Origin of the sequence: Microcoleus anatoxicus, assembly GCF_042465725.1 — a bacterium.
In the GTDB taxonomy this organism is placed as follows: Bacteria; Cyanobacteriota; Cyanobacteriia; order Cyanobacteriales; family Microcoleaceae; genus Microcoleus; species Microcoleus anatoxicus.
Window position 1 is genome coordinate 89,245 of the sequence record NZ_CP120854.1, and the last position, 19,022, is coordinate 108,266.

Genomic DNA, 19,022 nt, shown 5'->3' on the forward strand with positions numbered 1-19,022 from the left:
GATGCTGTGATGATGCAAACAAAATTGGAAAACCTCACAATACCGAGACACAAAGCTGCTCTCAAGCGCCAGGAATTGAGCTTACCAATGGCTGCTACCGTTGATGCGGGGATTCTGTTACCCCATCACAAACACCTGGATTATGGATGCGGTCGCGGTGATGATGTTCGCCTCCTTCAATCAATGGGGTTTAACTCCAGGGGTTACGACCCTTACTACTTCCCCCGCACTCTCAAAAGAGCGGCTGATGTTGTCACCCTGATTTACGTTCTGAGTACCATTGAAGTTCCCGTGCTTCGGTGTGAAGTGCTCATCAATGCTTACCAACTCACTCGCCAAACTTTGGTAGTTAGCGCTATCACCGGGCGATCGAGGAATCATGCGGGTATCGCTTACAACGACGGCGTAATTACGCGGTGGGGTACGTTTGAGAAATGCTATTCGCATACCGAACTCAAACACTTAATTGAAGATACTTTGGGCGTACCTGCACGATATCTCACTCACAATACCTACACCGTTTCACATAACTCTCGCGCTCTTCCTTTGATAATCCACAGCAGCGATCGCAATTACTTGGAAAAGTGCCGCTTCCAACTTCATTGCCAGCAGCAGGAATTACAGAGTGCTTGGATTCCTCCCGCTGATGCCATTATTGAAAAGCATTCCTCCATTCAGAAAGGCAAGCGCTATTGCTATTTCAGGATGAAGTCGCGTTCTCGTTCTCTCCCCAATGGCAAGCTAACCATGCACCTTGGTAACGCTACCAATGAATGCTACTTGGATGCTGTAAGGGCGATCGAACGCAGAGACTTACTCCGCATCAGCGAACGGAGGTTGCTGCGGATTGAAGCTATACTTAATGGGATGAGTTGAGGATGCAGGCATGACTGATAATGTTATCGTGTTGAAAGATTGGGTTCCCGGTTGGGTGAGAGATTCTTACATGACCCAAGAGGAGGTGGATACCTTTAATCAGGAATATCACCAATCTCAATTAAAACAAGAGAATGTCGAAAGTGCTTCGGATAATCAAACGCGGTTGGTCGGAGAAGCTGTGGCTAAGATGGAATCCATAGACCGAGCTAGTTTAGAAAAGTGGCTACACCGCATTCCTGCTGAATTGTTGGTGGAATTAGTAGAGAAATCAATAAACTAAAAAACTTTAATAGAATGGCTTACGCATTGTTTGTAAACAAATATTAATCGAACCATTGTAAATTCTAATGTAGTCGGTTAGCGAGAGTTTTATCTAGCACTCTAGAATAGTGTTTTGTCAACAATTGCAGACGTGCGACGCGCTAAGTTTACCGTTGCCTAGTAAGTGCAAGTGAAATGAAGTAATGGAAAGTTGCTGTCACTTTGATTACCATCACTGTAGTATACACCAATATTCTTTATTGAGGTTTGGTGTATACTCGTTTATTGATAAATTAATAGAATGATTACTGTTAGTTTGATAGAAAAACTGAAAGTATACACCAAAACCTGATAATAGAACTCGGTGTATGCTCTCGTTTTGCGAAGTAATGAGAAAGTTGCTATCAGTTTCCATAAGAGCGCCATAGTATACACCAAGGTTTTTGATAGAGCTTGGTGTATACTACTTTTTTGCTATTCAACGGAAGAGTTAGGGGTATAGCCGAGATACTTGCAAAATAGGACATGATATTAAGAAACGTAACAAATAAGCCCCTGCGTAGCTTTCGAGGAAGCTTGCAAGCACAAAAGCATCCTAAATTGGCTGACTATTCAACCAAGTTTGAGAAGGTAGAGTATTAGTTATACTCTGCCTTCGTACAGACACAAAAAGCGGAAATCTTTTACTGCTAAACGTTTCAGGCTCTGCTACTTCAAGTCATTCTGTCTTATATTTACAAAACTTTACGTCTTGTCCTATTTTGCGCGTATCTCGGCTATACCCCAGTTACTATTAACTTCGTTGGTCGCATCAAAGCATAAGCCCAGCATCCCTGCTGCCATCCATTCCAGGCGAGTCACCCGCGCTTCGAGATTGCCCTTGCCTTTTTAAAATATCGATTCTTGAATCTTGCTAAGCTACCGCACATCCTTCCGTTCTCGTTGTGGCTCCAAAACCTCTCCCAGCTTCAATATCCACAGACTCATGGTTAGCCGATCGGGGTAGAACAAGGGGCAAGACCCCTCATCGCACCCCGATCGCTATTGGATTTCTTTGCTGCGTATGGCTTTGAGGAGAAACCATGTCAGCAATCAAGGCGATCGGGGTGCATTAGAGGGTCTTACCCCTTATTGTGCTGCGATCGCCTTCTAATTCCCTTGTGATATATGGGTTTGGGTAAAAGCGATCGGGGCGATCGGGGCGATCGATACTTCCTTACCTTTTTTATTAAGGGGTGTGTGTTGTTGCGATGAACTACCCCCACCCCTTCATTTTTTTAGGGAGTAGTACCCCGATCGCCCTGATCGCCCTGATCACCACTCTCAAACCCTTAACCTTGCGTTGTGTTTTTAGTGATCAGGGCATAATGAGGGGTAAGACCATACAATGTGCCTTGATCGCCTTTATATTGCTCAAAGTATTGGTTTAGCGTAATGTGTTAGCTGATCAGGGTAAAACAAGGGGTAAGACCCCCCGTTATGCCTCGATCGCCTAGTCAATAAAAATGAGGGGTAAGACCCCTGATTAGGATGAAGGTAATGGAATGCAGAACTCATTGCCGCATCAAGAAATAGAGTGATGCGGGTAATAGTGAATGAGTTGTAGAGAAATAGAGAAACTAAGAGAGTTCAAAGAAAGGGCTAGCGCATGGTGTGAAAAAGAAGGAGCCATCCATCACAATTTCCTACCCAGTACCTCAACCACTATCGTAGCTACGCTCAACTTATTAGCAATAGCTTCCCTCACTTTCGGGAGCTTTCCCACTGGAATGTAGACACTCTTTACCTTCCACTTGCCGTTCATTTTAACTTTATAGCGATAGTGGTTGACCATACTTTCACCCTTCCAAAAGCTATACACTAACCCGCTGCCTCCCTGAACTACAGGCGTTTGGTGTATACTCTCGGCTAGTGAATTCTTGGTCGCATTACTGTCACTTTGATTGCCATCGCTGGGGTATACACCGAAGCTTGTGTGATGTGCGGGTGAGGCTTGGTGTATACTCAGAGTTGATAGAGTAAGGGCAGAGTTGCTGTTAGTTTTAGGCTCAAGTGCGTAGTATACACCAAGGCAAGCTAATGAGGCTTGGTGTATACTCAGAGTTGATAGAGCAACGGCAAAGTTGTTATTAGCTGTATTCTGAATTACTGAGTATACACCAAGGGAAGTTAATGAGGTTTGGTGTATACTCTCCGTTGCTGAAGTGATGGGAGAGTTGCTGTCAGTTTTAACAGCAGAGTCAGCGCACACACCAAAACCTGATAATTGAGCTTGGTGTATACTCTCTATTGGCGAACTAATTAGAGAATTGCTATCAGCTTTAGTTTCAGAGTCAGAGTATACACCAAGAGCTTCCGCAGTCGGAGTTGGTGCTGGTTGGTTTAGTCCGACAAATTCAAACCTAATCACCCACACTTCGAGGCTAGTATTGCCTTTAAAGTAGCGCTTGATGAATGCTTCGACAGACTCGCACATCCCTCCTTCTGCCTGCAAATCCCATACTGGCATTGCTGCAAGTTGTTCTTTGTAGGGAGCGCAAAGCAACCGACACCAACCAATTTGTTTGCCTCCATAACGAATATCCTTGTCTAAAGCTTTGACTAGCTTATTTTGATAAAAAGCCTTGATAAACTTAGCAGCGTGGTTATCTTTCCAAGCGCGGCGCGTCACTGTTTTATGGGGAAGATACGGCAGCGTTTTGCCGAAGCTAATAACTAATCCAGATAATGCAGGTGATCTAAGAGCGCTAATCGATAATGCCGAAGGTTTGGGCAAGATGCTGCACTCGTTTGAGGGCAACGTAAGCTTGTCCTGGCATGACTGTTTTGGCGAATGTGTATCTGGCTCGGATTCGACCTTTGGTTTTGCTGGGAGCTTCAAAGTCTGAGATTGAAGGCATTTTGTCCAGTCCAGGGGGAATCCGAATATCAACTCCATTCCCATTGCGGATAAATAGTGGAATGGGGAAATGATGCCCAGCTTCCTGAGCGATTGTTCGCACTTCGTTAGCCCCGCAGGATTGGAATTGGTGCTCGTGTTGCTGCTGTGCAAAGTCCTGAAGGAAAGCGATGATAAAGACGCGGTTTCTTTGGTGGCCAGCTCCAATTTCCTTTGCCGATAGGAGGAGCGGGTCTTGGCAACAATATCCCGCCATTCGCTCATAGGCAACGACTTCTCTACCTCCTCTGACGAGCAAGCCTTCTGGATTCTCGACAACCACAAAGCTGGGTCTAGATTCGAGGATAATTCTGAGCATTTCCCACCACAAACTTGAGTCTGGGTGAGCCAATCCTCCTCGCTTCCCGGCGTTGCTTGTACCGGTACAGGGGAAGCCTCCCCAGATGCAGTCATATTGTCCTGGGGTAGCGCTAAAAGTTCGGATGTCGCTGTGAATTGGGATGCGGGGATAGTGTTGTCGGAGTACATATTGAGCGTCCTCATCGATTTCTACCAACTGTTCGACTTTGAAACAATTTAGGGCGGTAGCTGCTAACTCAAAACCGCCTATGCCACTGAAGAGTGAAAGCGATCGCATCATGGTTGATACTCCCTTGGATTAGTGCATGGCACTGTATATTAAATTGGTGGTTCTGCGGGTGCTAGCAATCCTTTCGCATCCTTAATTCCAACTTCTAAAGCTAATTCTGGCGTATCAAATTCTCCCTTTAGATCACCATATAGTGAAGCACCATAAGCCAGCCGATAAGCGAACTTTTTGGGGTTAGTTGTTGACCGCCACACCTCAATATGGTGAAATCCTTTTAAAGGTGTGCTGAGCCAGAACTTTTGTTGAAGAATTGGAGTTAAAACTTGCTTAGCTTTCCATTGGTAATTACAATTATCGCAGAAAATATCTAAGCTATGTGGATGAAGGCGATAAATATCAGGTGAACCACAATTGGGGCAGTTGTTATTCATGGTTAGAACCAATCCTCTGATTCGGATGAAAATCTGTTATCGGAGTCTAAAGGTGGTTGAACATCAGGCAACAAATTGAGTTGTTTTGGTTCGGCATTTGTTACTTCTACACTTGTCCTGAGCGTAGCCGAAGCATCGGTGTTTGCTACTTCCACATCAACAAGAACCTCCGCTTCTCCCACAGCTAATTCAATTGCTTGGGAATATACCGATGCTGCCAAGTCAAATAATCCAGATTTCGCGATTCTTTCCACCCAATTGCCAATACCCAACAAGCATTGACTCCACAAATCAAACTGTTGCCACTGATGGTTGAGAGCATCTGCATTCAACACCGACCAAGCTGCGATCGCCTCCCTCCACTTCTCGATATCTTGAGGAATCCGCCCCTCGAACTCTTTTCTTAATTCTTTAAGTCGCTCTGTTACCTGGGGTGTTAGTGCAGCAAATATTTCAGAGCGTTGGTGATTCGGTACGCCCAATCCCTTCACCGTTTCATAGGAATTGCCATCTCGGTTCGCTACTTCCGAAAGCAGGGATACCCATTCATCTATCCCGAACAAGCGATTGGGGTGATCGGGGTAATCGGTGGCAATCGGGGTACTTTGATCAGCCCTGATCACCCCTTGGTTTCCTTCCGGTGTATGGGTTTGAGTAGAAGCGATCGGGGCGATCGGGGTAGAGGGCAACTCCTCAACTCTTTTCTTAAGGGGGGTGTCTTGTGGACTAGGAACATCCCCCACCCCTTCATTTGTTAGGGAAGTAGTACCCCGATCGCCCCGATCACTCGCTTTAAACTCTTGATTTTGCGTTGTGTTTTTGCCGATCAAGGTAGATTGTGTGGTGTCACCCCCTGTTATGCTCCGATCGTTGTTTTGATTCAAATCAGGTGCAAGACCCCCCATCTTTTGTTGTTCGCTCCATTCTTCAAAAGCTAATAAACCGCCTTCAGAGCAACGGAATTTGGCACACCGCCACTCAGGTTCAGGGTGTGGTTGGTTTGGTTTACCTTGATAGCCGTTGGAAACATCATCAGCGATGGAAACATCGACCATGACACCCGGTAACAGAGTCATGTGAGTCCAGCAAGCAGGTTGCAACTCCCCATCTTTGCGCTGCCTGGGTACGTGGTGTGGGGGAAGCACTGTTTTGAGGTGAGCTATGAACTTACTCATGCCCCGGTTGTCGGAATAGCCGTGAGCTTTGCAATAAGCGATGAACCAACTGTGAAGTTCGTGGTTGTGGATGGCGGAAGCACTTTCAGTCGGTCGGAAGCAAAGGTCGATGAAACTGCGAACCGGGTCGCCGTAGGTAGCGGCATCAAGTTTGGCAAGGCGGATGCGGCTATTCTTGGAAGGTTGCAGCAGCACGGCATCGCGTTCACCTCTGGGCATTGCCAAAGCCCAAGATACGATATCCGCCTTCACCGCCGAAAGTTTGTGACGCAAATAGGGGTCTTCTAATCCTTCCCGTCCTTTGGATAGCAGTGGCAAACAGCGTCTATCCCAGCCATCACCGGCGTTCTCGATTTGCAGGTGGTCAACGGAAGCTGCAACAAAGCGACAAGTCCATTCTTTGGTATAGCCACAAGATGAATAAAGGCTGCGACCCGAAAGTTTACCATTATCCACCAATTCGTAAAAGGGGCGAATCCCGGTGATGTAACCCCCGGTGTCGGGAATGGTGTACAAAGATTTACCGGTCAGGTGTTGATGCCGCGATTCGGGATTGCTCAATTCTGTAAAATCACCGGAATGGGAATCTTCCAACCCAAAGATTTCACCCCAGAGTCGGAGCAGAGTTCCCTTGCCCGAACCCGAAGGCCCGATGATGTGAATGAACTTACCGTAGGGTGCGGTAGGGTCAATCAGCATGGAAGTGTAGGCTCTCACCGCATCCAGTTGGTCTTCCCCAAAAGCGGAAATGATGAAGTCGAGGAAAACTTGGGGGCAGGGGCGATCGCGAATGTAATCCGATTCAATGGCATTCGTGAGGTAGTGAGTAGGGTCATGGGGCTGTAGTTCTCCCGTTCTCATATCGACGGTGCCATTGTTAAAAGCTCTAAAGTGCCTGTGTTGGGGAGGCTCTATGTAAAGCCGCTTCATGGCGTACTTGAAGGCGGAGTTGGTGCAGCTTTCACTAGAAAAGGGGAACGTCTCTTCCCATTCCCACTTACTCACTTGTCGGAGTTTGAATACCTTTTCGCTGCACATTGCGATCGCGTGTTCGCACCGCTTCTCATCCTGTCGCTGCCACCATCCCGCCCCGGTGTATTGATACATGGCGCTGTTGATAGCCTTGTAATGCGCTCCGAATACCTGCCGCACGGCAAAGTCATCAAAAGTGCGCCCCCTGGTGTAGTGATTGAAGTCGAGCCCCAACTTGTCGCACAGGTTTCGATAAAACTCATCCCGCTTGCGTTCTGGACATTTAGTAACTTCTGAGGTTTCCGAATTATCCCGGTTCGATACTTCCCTCAATTCTTTGCCGAATTCCTTTAACCAGGGGGGCGGGGAATTTCCCAGCACTTCACCGATGGTAGGCCAATAGAATATGTTGAGCGCCGCTGCATCCTTAATATTGGTTGCCCACTTAGTTGCTTCTTTGAGGACTGCCTGTTTGCCCGCATCCGTATTTCCCCCCAAGCTAGCTATTTGTTGAGCTTTCCACCTCAACCCATGCTGAGCTTTTTCCAAGTTGGTATGTTCCAGCCAAGCATCGATGCCGTTGCGGATAATGAATTTATCCGGGTCACCGTCCCCATCTTCACCCACCGGCAATCGGGGAGCTACATAGGGTGTAATCCCTACCAGCAACAAAGATTTGATGCAGCTTTCGATACCCTTATCCCCCGCGCTATCTGGGTCGAGACAAATCACCGCTCTCTCGATACCCGAACGGCGCAGCGATTGCACCTGTTCTCCCGACAAGCTAGCCGCGACACAAGCTACGACTCTGGTATCTCCCAACGCTTGAGCCACCGCTGCATCGGTAACGCCCTCCACCACCACCACTTCTTTGTGACCCGCCGCCAAAGCTCTATCAAAGTAAAGCGGTGATTCCTTTGTTGCCAGCCACGCCCCCTCCCCATCCTTGGGATTCCAGCAAGCGTATTTCTTAGGGATGGTCGGTTCGAGCCAAGGTTGCTCTATTTTCTGAGCTTCCGATAGTTTTCCCCAAGCCCGATAAGCCGCATCCCTCTCGCCCTTCCATCCCCGGTGATGCTTTTTGAGTGGCAAAGGTTTGGTGGGACAGTGACCGTACACAGTAAGCGGTTGACCCAATGCCGTATACCAGGGAAAAGTGACGTATCCTTCCCACTTGCGGGTCAACACGCCCACTTCTTCGGCAATCTCTAAGTTATAATCTTGCTTTTTGAGTGATGCTGCAACTTCATCCTTGCTGTGGTAGTAGCCCAACCCCAACTGAGCGATCGCTTCTCGGCTCATACCCCTCTCTGCAATCAAGTGGTTGAGAGCGCCACTTCCTACTTCACTCCACAGCCAATCCCGACACTGAGCGTACACAGTCGCCAATATCCCCCGGCGCGCTTCCCACTTTGCCGCTACTTCGATTTCCCTGGGAGTGTGTTCGCGTTCCGGTAGCGCAACTCCCACTCTTAAAGCTACTTCCCGCAGCGCTTCTACCCAATCAATGCCTTTGGGATGCTCCCACCGATTTACCTTGATGCTGTGGATGTAAGCGATGGGGTCGCCGGCAAACTCGCACCCCGCATCGTAAAAGCGCAGGGTATCGGGCCACACTGCAAACGAAGTCCCCGATTTACTCTCACGAAACGGACTACCACCCCGCCACTTCTCGGAGCTTCGTTGGAATTGATGCGATGGATGGTCGTACACCAAGTCTGCCGTGAGTCGGGGCAGCACCTCCTGCTCCCAAAACTTCAATAAATTAACTTCTTTGACGGGAGTGTTGCTATTTTCTGAAATATCTGTCATGATAGAATCCTTATTGAAATAAATTTGATTAGCCCGACGCATTCAAGTGCAACGGGTTGTTTTTTTGTCTGGGTTCTTTGTCTGTGTCACCGATGTGTTAATTTAGAATTACCCTATAGGTAAAAGTTAGCAATTAATCAGTGACTGTTCATTATCCAACCTTGTCACTTATTCGTGACAACTACTTAAGAAATATTTACAATGGCTGAACCCGTATCGCCTTTACTAAAGTGGCTGTGTGAAGAACAGGCGGACATTAACGGTACAGAATTAGCCGAACTAAGCGGCATTGCGCGTCAGACCTGGAGTAAAGTGCGGCAGGGCAAACAGGATTTGTCGAGTGACTTGCTATGGCGGTGCATGGAAGTGATTGCCCGGTTGCGCCCGCGGAGTGAGTGTGCGGAGGTGATTCGCATCGTTAGCTCTCAAAAGAATGTTTTTGAGAAGAAGAAAAGGGAAAGAGAAGAACATCCGCTCTTAAGGATCGAACGAGCGCTGTCCGAGCTCAAAGACGAGACTGAAGAAAACCAGGCAATGCTGTTGATGGCAAGGCGTTTGAGGGAATCGCAGAGCAAGGCTGCGTCATAAATTTAGTCAAATCAACTCCTGTTTGGAAATAGTGAAAGTAACGGTGATACTAAGCATCGGCCGCATCACCGTTACTTTTAATTTGCTGTGGATGAATCGTATCGGTTATCTTGCCGCCACAAGTTCAACAAGTGAAGGTTCCTTCTTTTTGCTATCGGCGGTACACCAAGAATCCAGCATCCGACCGTACAGCACGCTAGTCTCCCAAGCGATTCGAGCGTATTCTTTCCCCTGTGCCGAATTTTCATCGCACTGAGGGATGAGGTCGATACCCATTGCTAGGTGCATTTGGTCGATATCTCGATGCACCGTCCAGTAGCGGTTGGTTTTGAGTTTGAGGCGCTCGAACGCGGGGATGACCGCCGAAAAGAAATCAAAACTAACACCCTCGGAAATCAGGTTCATGGCGATTACTTGGTGTTCGTAAGACTCCCGCAGTACGGAACGGAAGCAGTAGGCACTCACCAATTGAGTTTCTAAAGTCGGAGGCGTCGCTAAAGTTGGGTTTTTTCCCGGCTGCAAGAACTCGTGTTTGTACATCCAGTCGAGCAGTAGCGATGCGTGGTCTACCTCTTCCGTAGCGTGGTGACCGAAACACCCTTGATAGCGAAAGTCGCGGCACATCGTATAGCGCAGGGCTAATGCCGAGGTGAAGTCGCTTGATTGATAGTAAAGCTGTGTTATCCAACTCCTGACATCATCTGGATGACTTGCGGAGGCTAGTTGCCTGTAAAAAGGCCCGACCAGCAAGCTTTGGCGGTACCCGGCCCCCAAATCCAATAACCATTTCATTATGAAAATCTTCCTTTTGCTGGTTGTTGCAGTGAAAAACTTATTATATAACATACCAGATTTTGAATACTGGTAAATCAGTATATTTACGGTTAATGCTTGCGGGGAGTGTGATAGGCTGATAGAGCGCCGTTTGCCCAACCGGAGCCTCCAGGACTTAATGGATGCAGCGGGAAAAGTTACTGCGGGTTCTATCAATAAATTGGCGATGCTGAGTTTAGAGAAAGTGCATCCAGAGGAGAATTCGGGCATTTTGCTGGTAAACAGCCGCAGGCAAATATCGGGGCTGACTCCCAGCTTGCTGACAATCTGGAACCTGCCCGAAGTTATCGTCAGGTCGAGGTCTGACCGACTGGCATTGGAGTTTGTTTCGGAGCAGTTCGACAATCCCCAAGGTTTTCTCAAGGATATGTCGGAAATTTACGAGCAGACGCAGCTAGAAATTCACGAAAAAGTTACGCTGAAAAGCGGTCGCCAAATAGAGCGCCATTCTAAGCCTTTATGGGTGAATGATGTTTACGCCGGTCGGCTGTGGGTGTTTGCACTGAATCCTTAATTGTTGCGGTTAACGTGCGGACATTAATTATTAGTATGCTAGGAAAATTATGCCAACTTTTACGAAAAACCCTGTTGTACCGCCTATAGTTGTAGATACTGCTGCACCCATCACCATTGGCGCTCAAATCACCGAACAAATTAAGTTATTGATTGTCCGGGGTAATCTCAAGCCGAATCAGCCTTTACCGCCCGTCGTTCACTTAGCTAAATATTTAGGAGTCAATCACACTACTGTTGCCTTGGCGTACAACGAACTAATCGGCTCTGGGTATCTAATCGCTCAAAGGGGAAAAGGGACTTTTATTGCCGATTCTCCCTTTGTCAAACAAATCATTGCCCGCAGAAACTTCTACGACTTGCTCGGTAAAGCTTTTCATTCTGCATCCCAAGTTGGGTTGAGCGTATCGGAGTTTTCAGCGGCTGCTTACGCTCAAGCAGTGCTTGTCGAACGGCATCAAATCAATGTAGCATTCGCGAACTTTTTTCCCAATAGTATCGATATCAGTGCGAGCCTTCAATCAGCAACGGGATTAGCTTTGGTATCGATTCCTTGGGCGCAGCTACAAGCCAAAGAACCGCAGGCATTGGAACAACTACTATCCGCTGATTTAATAATAACGACTATCAAAAACTTGTGGGATGTAGCTCAAATAGCAGACCCCAATAAAGAAGTAATCGGAATTGACGTGCAGCCCGATATAGAGTTATTGAGCCATATCTCATCCCTGCCCCGCAATGCCAAGCTGTTGTTCGTGTGCCAAGAGCAAAGCAGCAGCGAAGCAATGAAGCAGATAATCGACTATAACGTGCATCACGTAGAATCAAAAGCCGTTACCCTAGACTTTGTTCAAAACAATAGAACTGGTTTACCCGAATTTGATTTAGTAGTGGGTTCAAGATTGGTAGAGAGTCAGTTGAGTAGATACATTCCCAAAAACCTGAAATTAATGACCTTTAGCATCGGCATCGACCCGGTGAATTTGCTCGTACTCCAAGCTCGTTTGGCTGCTGTAGAGATGGATAAATTGGTATAGCATCAGTTTATTAATTAAAATATTTGATAACCCTGTGAAACAACTCGAACTTTTCCCCGAATTTCAACCCAACTATTCTGCTCAACAGACTCCATTGATGATGAGCTCTGATACCCTGCATTCCTGGAAACAGCGAATCTTTGACCATCAACAATCTGAAGATGCCGAGCAACCGCAGCAGGGGACGCTATTCGAGTTAGCACCCAATCCCTGTGACCCCAGCAGCATAGACCCGTTTACCCTGGAACTGCACAATCTCTCATTCTGCGAGAAACCGGATTGGGGCGATCGCACTTGCCTGTATTTCGTCATTGATAACGCACTCCCGCTGCTGCTTTATGTGGGAGAAACACACCGCACTCCCAAGCAACGATGGATGAGCCACGATTGTCATAGCTACATTGGCAACTACATCGAACTGCACCGCTGCTACTCCCTGGACGTGAGCGTGGCTATTGCATTTTGGTACGGAGCGCCAGCTAATCGAAAACAGCGGCTGCAATTGGAGTCAGAGCTGATTTATAAGTGGAAGTCGCCTTTTAATAAGGAGTGTTGGCAATATTGGGGACAACCATTTGGGAAGTGAAAAGCGCGGAGTTTCACGTTTTTCTCAATGTTAAACTAGAGATAATCCTTTGATAAATTGATATTTAATAAGTGTTAATAATGTGCTTGTGCCTATATTTGTTTTAATATATAGGCAAAAAGTTAATGGTTAGTATGTTCCTCTGCGAATCGAGTCTAAAACTGTAACTGGCTGTAACAGATGGAGATGTCTAATGCCGTTGTTGTCAGACTATGTGATTAAAAAACTTAGATATTTGACTTTAACGATGAAGCTTGTTGCTCTCGATAATTGAACTTTTTTACGATAGCGATTGTTTTTCTTTGATCGGGCGATCGCCTGAACTGCTGCATGTTATATAGTGTGTGTATTGGTAAGAACCTGCAATCTTAATCTCTCAAACCTGCAATTCTGACCTAAATAAACCAAGATTATTTACAACCATAATTAAGGTTGAGCTCTGAGTTGCTGCGCGATTGCATACTAAAAGGTAGACGCATCTCCACTCCCACCGATGAAAAAGTACCTCAATCTCGCCAGCGCCCTCATCGCCTCCCTCAAACCCAAATCCCAGCTACCCGTAATTGACACCGACGGTCAATCCTCGCTGACCCACGAACAGCAGCAAGCTCTCATGGAATGGCTCTTTGCTAGTTTGATGGCGCTGGGTACTTCAGTAAAGCTCACCTGATTTGGGATGACGGTCAGGACAGGGAACGGGAAATGTTCACCGCATTGATGAGAAACGAGCCGATATTCCTGTACCGCCAAGCATCGCGACCTTCACAAACGGTTGAGGGATATTGCTGGCGGCTGATGGGCGAACATCCGAGTTTGAGGGTGTATCAGTTGCAGGTGGAAGTTGAAGGAGATTGAAGGCGATCGAGAGTGCCGGAGTGTTAAGAGCCTTCGCCCCATCACTCGGGGCGTTCCCGGGATCGATAACTCCTAAAACAGTTACAGAATTGATTTAGGGTCGCTACATATAATTTCCATAACATAACTTTAACTTGACAAGTGTAAAATCTATTACTTATACTGCTACGCAAGTATTTAAATACCATCAAAGCGGATAAAACAAGTCAGACTGAGCAAACTACCGAATTTTTGGTTTGTGTGGCTCGATCGAGACGCGGGAAAATGTATCGGCTAAAGCTAAACTTCCGCTGGGACTAAATGCGATTAAAACCCAATCAAGTGAAGTTACCAAAAATTCAACCTCAGTTACAGGCTTGAATGAGAGCAACTATTTGTATTAACAGCCGCTCTCATTCAAAACTCTCTATCGGTACTGCACTAATAGAGAAACAACAGCATGATTTATGACGCTAACCTAACAACACAGGAATTATTGTTTGATGAATACTCCAAGAGACGCTCAAAGTCAAGGCTTTGAAAAAGCCCGCCGCAACCTGCAAGAACTTTCCCGTTCTTCCAACCTTCCCAAACTTGACAATACATCAGGAACGCGCTCCCTTGAAGCCTGGTTTATGGGGCCAAAGGGAGAAAATGCTGATATTCTAGAGATTTTAATTGTAGAAGCAATTCGCGACCAGGCTGAATGGAGAAACAATTATCATCCAGAAGATCCCAAGCACATTACAGACGAAATCAAGCAGTCTCCAGAATATTTACAGGCGATGGATAATTTCAATGAGGGCTATCACTCATTGCTGGAGTTTCTCAAAAAGTCAGTTCCTTTCTTTAGCATGCGCTATCAAGGGCATATGAACTGGGATTTGACAATGCCGAGCGTGGTTGGTTACTTCGCGGCGATGCTTTACAACCCCAATAACGTAGCATTTGAAGCATCAACAGCAACGACATACCTGGAAATTATCGTCGGTAACGATTTGTGCCTTATGCTGGGATACACAATCCCGGAAGATGAGGAAGAGATTACTCCTTGGGGACACATAACTTGTGGAGGTACAGTTGCCAATATAGAGGCTCTATGGTCAGCTAGAAATCTCAAGTTCTATCCCATTGCTTTGCAACAAGCTGTAATCAACGACTTGACACAAGCAAAAAATATCGAGGTTTCTTTTTACGAAGATGGTATTTTGGTGGCGAAGCCTTTGATTGAACTAACCGTTTGGCAACTTCTCAACCTCAAAGCCGATGATATTCTAGGATTGCCGGCCCGTCTAGAATCGGAGTATCGTATTGATTCGACTGTCATCTCAGATGCTGTTTCAAAATATTCGCTGCAAGATTTGGGGATACAAAAGTTTGCTAAAGATTTCCTGAGCGATGTTCCAGAACCTTTGTTTTTTGTACCGGGCAGCAAGCACTACTCTTTCCCCAAAGCAGCAGCACTGCTAGGCATGGGAGCGTCCCATATGCAAGACGTTGATGTGGATGCGAACGGTCGAATGAAGATAGATGTTCTTCGCGCTCATCTCGATAAATGCTTGGCAGAAAAAAGACCGGTGTACACAGTAGTTGCGGTGATGGGAAGCACTGAAGAAGGTGCAGTTGACCCGCTTCGGGAAATTCTCGATTTGCGGGAAGAATATCGGAAACGAGGTTTAGAATTTACAGTTCATGCTGATGCAGCTTGGGGAGGCTATTTTGCATCTATATTGCGCGATGACTTTGAAATGGAACCCCTACCCTTTCGTTCCGCTCCCCCACCAATATCACCGTTAAGTGCCTATGTAACCACCCAATTTGAAGCGCTCGGCGAGACTGATTCTATCACCGTCGATCCTCACAAAGCAGGTTACATCCCGTACCCGGCTGGAGCACTTTGCTACCGCAATTCAGCCATGCGCTCTCTAGTTACGTTTGCGGCGCCTTACATATTTCACGGCGAAGCTGAGCCGACGGTAGGTATTTACGGTATAGAGGGTTCTAAACCGGGCGCGGCTTGTGCTGCGGTATACTTGAGCCATCGAGTAATTCGACCCACAAAAAGCGGGTACGGCAAACTCTTGGGTCAGGCTTTGTACAGTTGCGACAAGTTTTACGCGCGGCTGCTGTGCATGGAGAAACCCGAAGATAGTTTTATTGTAGTTCCTCTATCCGATCTCCCAGACGGTATTACTAAACAAGAAGTTCGGGATTTGATTGATGGCAAAACTAATGAAGAGATCCAAAATAACCCAGACGCGATGGCTGTGCTGAAAGAAATTGGCCCTGACGAAAACATCTTGGTCTACGCTTTCAACTTCAAGACTCCATCAGGGGAAGTCAACCAGGATTTAGACAAGGCAAACTTACTCAACAAACTGATTTATGAGAAGCTGAGTATTAAACCGGAGACGGATATCTCTGCTTACGATCTGATTGTCAGCACTACGGATTTCGAGCAAAAGTCCTACGGGATAGAATTCATCAAAACCTACAAAGAACGTTTGGGAGTAATTGGGTCATCAGGCACGTCCATCACCGTTCTGCGTTCTGTAGTGATGGACCCCTGGGTTACAGAAACCGCAAGTGGTTCGTTTATTGACGTGCTAGAAAAAGTATTGCGCGATACAGTAAACCAGGTTATAAACGATAATCCCGATGATTTCGGACTCTGAAATTTAATACAGTCCAGCCATCCACATATGCGCGCGAATTAGGATTGGAAGCCTTGACAGTTTGTTCTTTTTCTTGATTCTCACCAATTTAGAGAACAAATTATTAAATCAGAGCAGAGGACCGTAGTTTGCAGCAGGTAAATCAAGTACGAGATGCCAAGATGGAGATGCAATTCGCACTTGCATTCGTACTTGACTTACTTGCAAACTGCTTTTTTTGCGACAGTAACTTTGTGCTTTGAATTCAAAAAATTGAGAGGAGAGAAACCCCCCGGCATTGCACATTTATGGTATGAACGAAAGACCGGTTTATTCGCGCTTACTTACAAGTCAATTTGAGCGTGACATTGGGGTAAGTCCTACAAATGAATATTTAGGGTATTTTGCTAGACCTTGGTGTTAAGCAGCTTTGATAGAACGATCGCGGTGTGACTGCTAACCATAGCCTCCAAGATTACTTGAAACTTACAGCTAGAGTTTAGGTGTTAGAAATGAAATTAGGCTCTCAATCATCTAGCCTTTCAAAGCAGCGCGCTCGCCCGTCAGATACAAGCACAAATTTTTGGCAGCAATGGGAACAGTATCGAGATTATCTTTACCGCTGCTGTTTGAAGTGGATGGACGGCAGCGCGGCTAATGCCGAAGAGGTACTCAGCCGAGCAATGCTCAAAGCTTTTGAGAAAAGTCGGGATTGTACTTGTGCCATCACCAACTTAAAAGCTTGGTTGACCCGGCTGACTTATAACCTCTGCATGGATATACATCGCGAAAACAAGAGGCTGCGCGATCGGATTGAGAGTTGGGAAGTAATGATTGAAAAAGGGGAAGAGGGACTTCTTTCTCTCTGCCACAGCCCTGAAACCGCCGCTTTGGGCTGCGAATTAGCAACAATCATCCACCGCGCTATTGAAGATTTGCCGGCTCAACTGCGCGAACCCTTTATCCTGCACTTCATTGAGGAAAAATCCTATCTGGAAATAGTACAAAAGCTAGGTATATCCTACGACAACCTTCGCAAACGTATTTCCCAGGCGCGAAAGATTCTGCAAAAGCCTTTGACAACCTATTTGTCAGGAGCGGACAGCTCTCTGTTAAATTTATCCGAATCACCGGGTCAAACAAGAGAACCCGGAACAGAAACTTTTCACTTCGGTGAAATAATCGCGACTTGCCAAAAAATATCTCCCTTATCCCAGCAAAAAACGGACGTTAATTGTTCCCTTAATTATCAAATAGGCGCCGTATGTCTGGAAACACTTTCTCATGCTTGGTACCAATCACCCGCTCTTCTGGGGTGGAGTTGAACGTTCACCTAGTCTTAGCAAGAAAGCTAACTAGACAAGAGCAGAAGCTGAAGACATTAAGTCAATATGTGGAGCAGTATCCCTCTGGCTGGAAGAAACGCTGGGAATTAGCCAATCTCCTGTCAGTAACGGGTAACTGGGAGCGGGCGGTTCAGGAGTATTGCCAAGTCATCAAGCGCCAACCTCAATTAATAGATGCGCGGTTGAAATTGGGGAAACTTTTGCAGCTAATGGGAAGGGAAGCGGAGGCGATCGAGGTGTATGAGAGTGCCTTACCGCTGTCCGACAATGAAGCGGCAAAACAATATATCAGCGGAGCGATCGCAATTTGTCAAGGTGACAGTAAAAAAGCAACCGCCGCGTTTGAAAATGCGGCTAACCTGCAACCAAATAACGCAGCTTACTGGCTGGTTTTGGGACAGTTGCAGGTGGAGAGAGAGAATCCTGTTGGGGCTTTACGAGCCTTTGACGCAATTTTGTCACTTAACTCCGATGATATTGCCGCCTTAATTCACAGCTATGATGCGCTAAGGGCGGTGGGGAACCTTCAGGAAGCACAGCGACGGTTGCATAAATTGACAGTCTTAGCTGGCGATGATTTCCGGGTACTTCAGCGACAGTTGAATGAGCGTTGCGCGATGAGATTGGTATCTGGCAAGGAGGGGAAAGAGACTAAAAAGATGATTGTCTCAGCTCTGCGGCAGTATCCTCATGGAGCTGAGGCTCACAAAGCACTGGCATATTATCACATCTTTCGAGGAGATTGGCCCGAAGGTGTGGAGGTGTTAGCAGAGTTTGCAGCAAAACACCCGAATCATCATCACGGTTGGTATTACTACGGGCGGTGCTTGTTTGACACGGGAGAATATCAAAAGGCCGCGTCCGCAATGCTAAAAGCTTATCATCTGTATCCCGATGAATGTGAAATTTATCGGGCGCTGTGCGAGATTTTGCCTGCTGCGAAAATGACCTCTATCCCCCTAACTTTCCCCTTAAAAAAGAGGGGCGGCGGGACTCTCAAAATAGGAGAGGGGGATAAAATCACCCTTACTTCCATAGTAGAAGAGATGCTAGAGCGTTTCCCTCAACGATGGAGCGTTTGGGCGACTGCGGGGCGAGTGTTGGTGGAATCCTTAAAAGAGGTTGAAAGGGGGTGTCGAGTTTCCCAGCAGGGGACAAAACTACAGCCTCAGTTAGCCGATGCTTGGTTTTGTCATGGAAGGGTGCTGGCTTTGGCTGGAAAACATGACGAAGCGGTGGAGGCGCTGGAGAAAGGATGGCATATTTTACCAGCAGGGGGTTATATGCAATCCGTACCTGCTGCTGTGTGGCTGGCCCAGAGTTACCGAGCGCTGGGGGATGTTGGAACTAGCAAGCGGTGGTGGGAAACGGCTTGCGAGGAATGTCGGGAATTGAAGGCGTTTAATCCGACTGTGGCTGATTACTGGCTGGGCAGAACTTTGGTGGGGTTGGGGGATAGGTTGGGGGCGGTAAACGCTTATGAAAGTGCTTTGAGTCAGCAGTTGTTGTATCCAGCTCGCGGGGAAGTTGAGAAGATTTTGCGGCGGCTCAAAAGTAAGGGGAGAAAGGATTTTAGGGGTAGAAGGTAGATTTTTGGAAAGAAAAATTGCCT

General features: G+C 46.8%; 16 protein-coding genes. 11 read left to right on the top strand and 5 right to left on the bottom strand.

Annotation, left to right across the window (positions count from 1 at the left end; translation table 11 throughout):
• Positions 1 to 9 precede the first annotated feature (9 nt).
• Together P2A85_RS29525 and P2A85_RS29530 are read left to right on the top strand one after the other, a co-directional pair.
• On the top strand, positions 10 to 876 hold the full coding sequence (locus P2A85_RS29525; RefSeq protein ID WP_377481949.1) for a DNA phosphorothioation-associated putative methyltransferase: 867 nt from the start codon (positions 10 to 12) through the stop codon (positions 874 to 876).
• A 10-nt stretch (positions 877 to 886) separates the two neighbouring features.
• The gene (locus tag P2A85_RS29530; RefSeq protein WP_377481952.1) at positions 887 to 1,159 is read left to right on the top strand and encodes a hypothetical protein; all 273 of its coding nucleotides are present in this window, start codon (positions 887 to 889) and stop codon (positions 1,157 to 1,159) included.
• Positions 1,160 to 2,815: 1,656 nt separating this feature from the next.
• Here the strand turns inward: P2A85_RS29530 and P2A85_RS29535 are convergent.
• The 4 genes from P2A85_RS29535 to P2A85_RS29550 all read right to left on the bottom strand — a co-directional run bounded on the left by P2A85_RS29535 (position 2,816) and on the right by P2A85_RS29550 (position 9,018).
• The gene (locus tag P2A85_RS29535) at positions 2,816 to 3,811 is read right to left on the bottom strand and encodes a hypothetical protein (RefSeq protein ID WP_377481955.1); all 996 of its coding nucleotides are present in this window, start codon (positions 3,809 to 3,811) and stop codon (positions 2,816 to 2,818) included.
• A gap of 76 nt (positions 3,812 to 3,887) precedes the next feature.
• Positions 3,888 to 4,679 (bottom strand): DNA cytosine methyltransferase, encoded by a 792-nt coding sequence (locus tag P2A85_RS29540; RefSeq protein WP_377481958.1) that lies wholly within the window; start codon positions 4,677 to 4,679, stop codon positions 3,888 to 3,890.
• A gap of 38 nt (positions 4,680 to 4,717) precedes the next feature.
• The gene (locus P2A85_RS29545; RefSeq protein ID WP_377481962.1) at positions 4,718 to 5,059 is read right to left on the bottom strand and encodes a hypothetical protein; all 342 of its coding nucleotides are present in this window, start codon (positions 5,057 to 5,059) and stop codon (positions 4,718 to 4,720) included.
• Positions 5,060 to 5,061: 2 nt separating this feature from the next.
• On the bottom strand, positions 5,062 to 9,018 hold the full coding sequence (locus P2A85_RS29550) for a toprim domain-containing protein (RefSeq protein ID WP_377481965.1): 3,957 nt from the start codon (positions 9,016 to 9,018) through the stop codon (positions 5,062 to 5,064).
• Between the two features lie 201 nt (positions 9,019 to 9,219).
• On the opposite strand from P2A85_RS29550, the gene P2A85_RS29555 reads away from it, so the two are divergent.
• Positions 9,220 to 9,606 (top strand): hypothetical protein, encoded by a 387-nt coding sequence (locus tag P2A85_RS29555; RefSeq protein WP_377481968.1) that lies wholly within the window; start codon positions 9,220 to 9,222, stop codon positions 9,604 to 9,606.
• 105 nt (positions 9,607 to 9,711) lie between these two features.
• Here P2A85_RS29555 and P2A85_RS29560 read toward each other — a convergent pair whose 3' ends face one another.
• Positions 9,712 to 10,398: an iron-containing redox enzyme family protein gene (locus tag P2A85_RS29560; protein ID WP_377481971.1), complete on the bottom strand. Its 687-nt coding sequence runs from the start codon at positions 10,396 to 10,398 to the stop codon at positions 9,712 to 9,714.
• Positions 10,399 to 10,558: 160 nt separating this feature from the next.
• Here P2A85_RS29560 and P2A85_RS29565 point away from each other — a divergent pair, with 160 nt between their 5' ends.
• From P2A85_RS29565 to P2A85_RS29600, 8 genes are all read left to right on the top strand, one after another.
• Positions 10,559 to 10,954, top strand: coding sequence for a hypothetical protein (locus P2A85_RS29565; protein WP_377481974.1), 396 nt, complete (start codon positions 10,559 to 10,561; stop codon positions 10,952 to 10,954).
• Between the two features lie 49 nt (positions 10,955 to 11,003).
• On the top strand, positions 11,004 to 11,990 hold the full coding sequence (locus P2A85_RS29570; protein WP_377481977.1) for a GntR family transcriptional regulator: 987 nt from the start codon (positions 11,004 to 11,006) through the stop codon (positions 11,988 to 11,990).
• A gap of 34 nt (positions 11,991 to 12,024) precedes the next feature.
• Positions 12,025 to 12,576 (top strand): GIY-YIG nuclease family protein, encoded by a 552-nt coding sequence (locus P2A85_RS29575; RefSeq protein ID WP_377481980.1) that lies wholly within the window; start codon positions 12,025 to 12,027, stop codon positions 12,574 to 12,576.
• 493 nt (positions 12,577 to 13,069) lie between these two features.
• Complete coding sequence (locus tag P2A85_RS29580) at positions 13,070 to 13,246, top strand: hypothetical protein (RefSeq protein WP_377481983.1); 177 nt, start codon at positions 13,070 to 13,072, stop codon at positions 13,244 to 13,246.
• 32 nt (positions 13,247 to 13,278) lie between these two features.
• Positions 13,279 to 13,431, top strand: a complete 153-nt coding sequence (locus P2A85_RS29585; protein WP_377481986.1) for a hypothetical protein — start codon at positions 13,279 to 13,281, stop codon at positions 13,429 to 13,431.
• Between the two features lie 482 nt (positions 13,432 to 13,913).
• The gene (locus P2A85_RS29590; RefSeq protein ID WP_377481989.1) at positions 13,914 to 16,085 is read left to right on the top strand and encodes a pyridoxal phosphate-dependent decarboxylase family protein; all 2,172 of its coding nucleotides are present in this window, start codon (positions 13,914 to 13,916) and stop codon (positions 16,083 to 16,085) included.
• A 491-nt stretch (positions 16,086 to 16,576) separates the two neighbouring features.
• The gene (locus P2A85_RS29595; protein ID WP_377481992.1) at positions 16,577 to 17,389 is read left to right on the top strand and encodes an RNA polymerase sigma factor; all 813 of its coding nucleotides are present in this window, start codon (positions 16,577 to 16,579) and stop codon (positions 17,387 to 17,389) included.
• A complete protein-coding gene (locus P2A85_RS29600) occupies positions 17,329 to 18,999 on the top strand; it encodes a tetratricopeptide repeat protein (protein WP_377481995.1) in 1,671 nt (556 codons plus the stop codon). Before P2A85_RS29595 ends, P2A85_RS29600 begins: the two co-directional genes overlap by 61 nt.
• Positions 19,000 to 19,022 lie beyond the last annotated feature (23 nt).

Coding starts and splice junctions, on each gene's coding strand:
- P2A85_RS29525 (WP_377481949.1), top strand. CDS start 10: ATGATGCAAACAAAATTGGAAAACCTCACAATACCGAGACACAAAGCT.
- P2A85_RS29530 (WP_377481952.1), top strand. CDS start 887: ATGACTGATAATGTTATCGTGTTGAAAGATTGGGTTCCCGGTTGGGTG.
- P2A85_RS29540 (WP_377481958.1), bottom strand. CDS start 4,679: ATGATGCGATCGCTTTCACTCTTCAGTGGCATAGGCGGTTTTGAGTTA.
- P2A85_RS29545 (WP_377481962.1), bottom strand. CDS start 5,059: ATGAATAACAACTGCCCCAATTGTGGTTCACCTGATATTTATCGCCTT.
- P2A85_RS29550 (WP_377481965.1), bottom strand. CDS start 9,018: ATGACAGATATTTCAGAAAATAGCAACACTCCCGTCAAAGAAGTTAAT.
- P2A85_RS29555 (WP_377481968.1), top strand. CDS start 9,220: ATGGCTGAACCCGTATCGCCTTTACTAAAGTGGCTGTGTGAAGAACAG.
- P2A85_RS29560 (WP_377481971.1), bottom strand. CDS start 10,398: ATGAAATGGTTATTGGATTTGGGGGCCGGGTACCGCCAAAGCTTGCTG.
- P2A85_RS29565 (WP_377481974.1), top strand. CDS start 10,559: ATGGATGCAGCGGGAAAAGTTACTGCGGGTTCTATCAATAAATTGGCG.
- P2A85_RS29570 (WP_377481977.1), top strand. CDS start 11,004: ATGCCAACTTTTACGAAAAACCCTGTTGTACCGCCTATAGTTGTAGAT.
- P2A85_RS29580 (WP_377481983.1), top strand. CDS start 13,070: ATGAAAAAGTACCTCAATCTCGCCAGCGCCCTCATCGCCTCCCTCAAA.
- P2A85_RS29585 (WP_377481986.1), top strand. CDS start 13,279: ATGTTCACCGCATTGATGAGAAACGAGCCGATATTCCTGTACCGCCAA.
- P2A85_RS29590 (WP_377481989.1), top strand. CDS start 13,914: ATGAATACTCCAAGAGACGCTCAAAGTCAAGGCTTTGAAAAAGCCCGC.
- P2A85_RS29595 (WP_377481992.1), top strand. CDS start 16,577: ATGAAATTAGGCTCTCAATCATCTAGCCTTTCAAAGCAGCGCGCTCGC.
- P2A85_RS29600 (WP_377481995.1), top strand. CDS start 17,329: ATGTCTGGAAACACTTTCTCATGCTTGGTACCAATCACCCGCTCTTCT.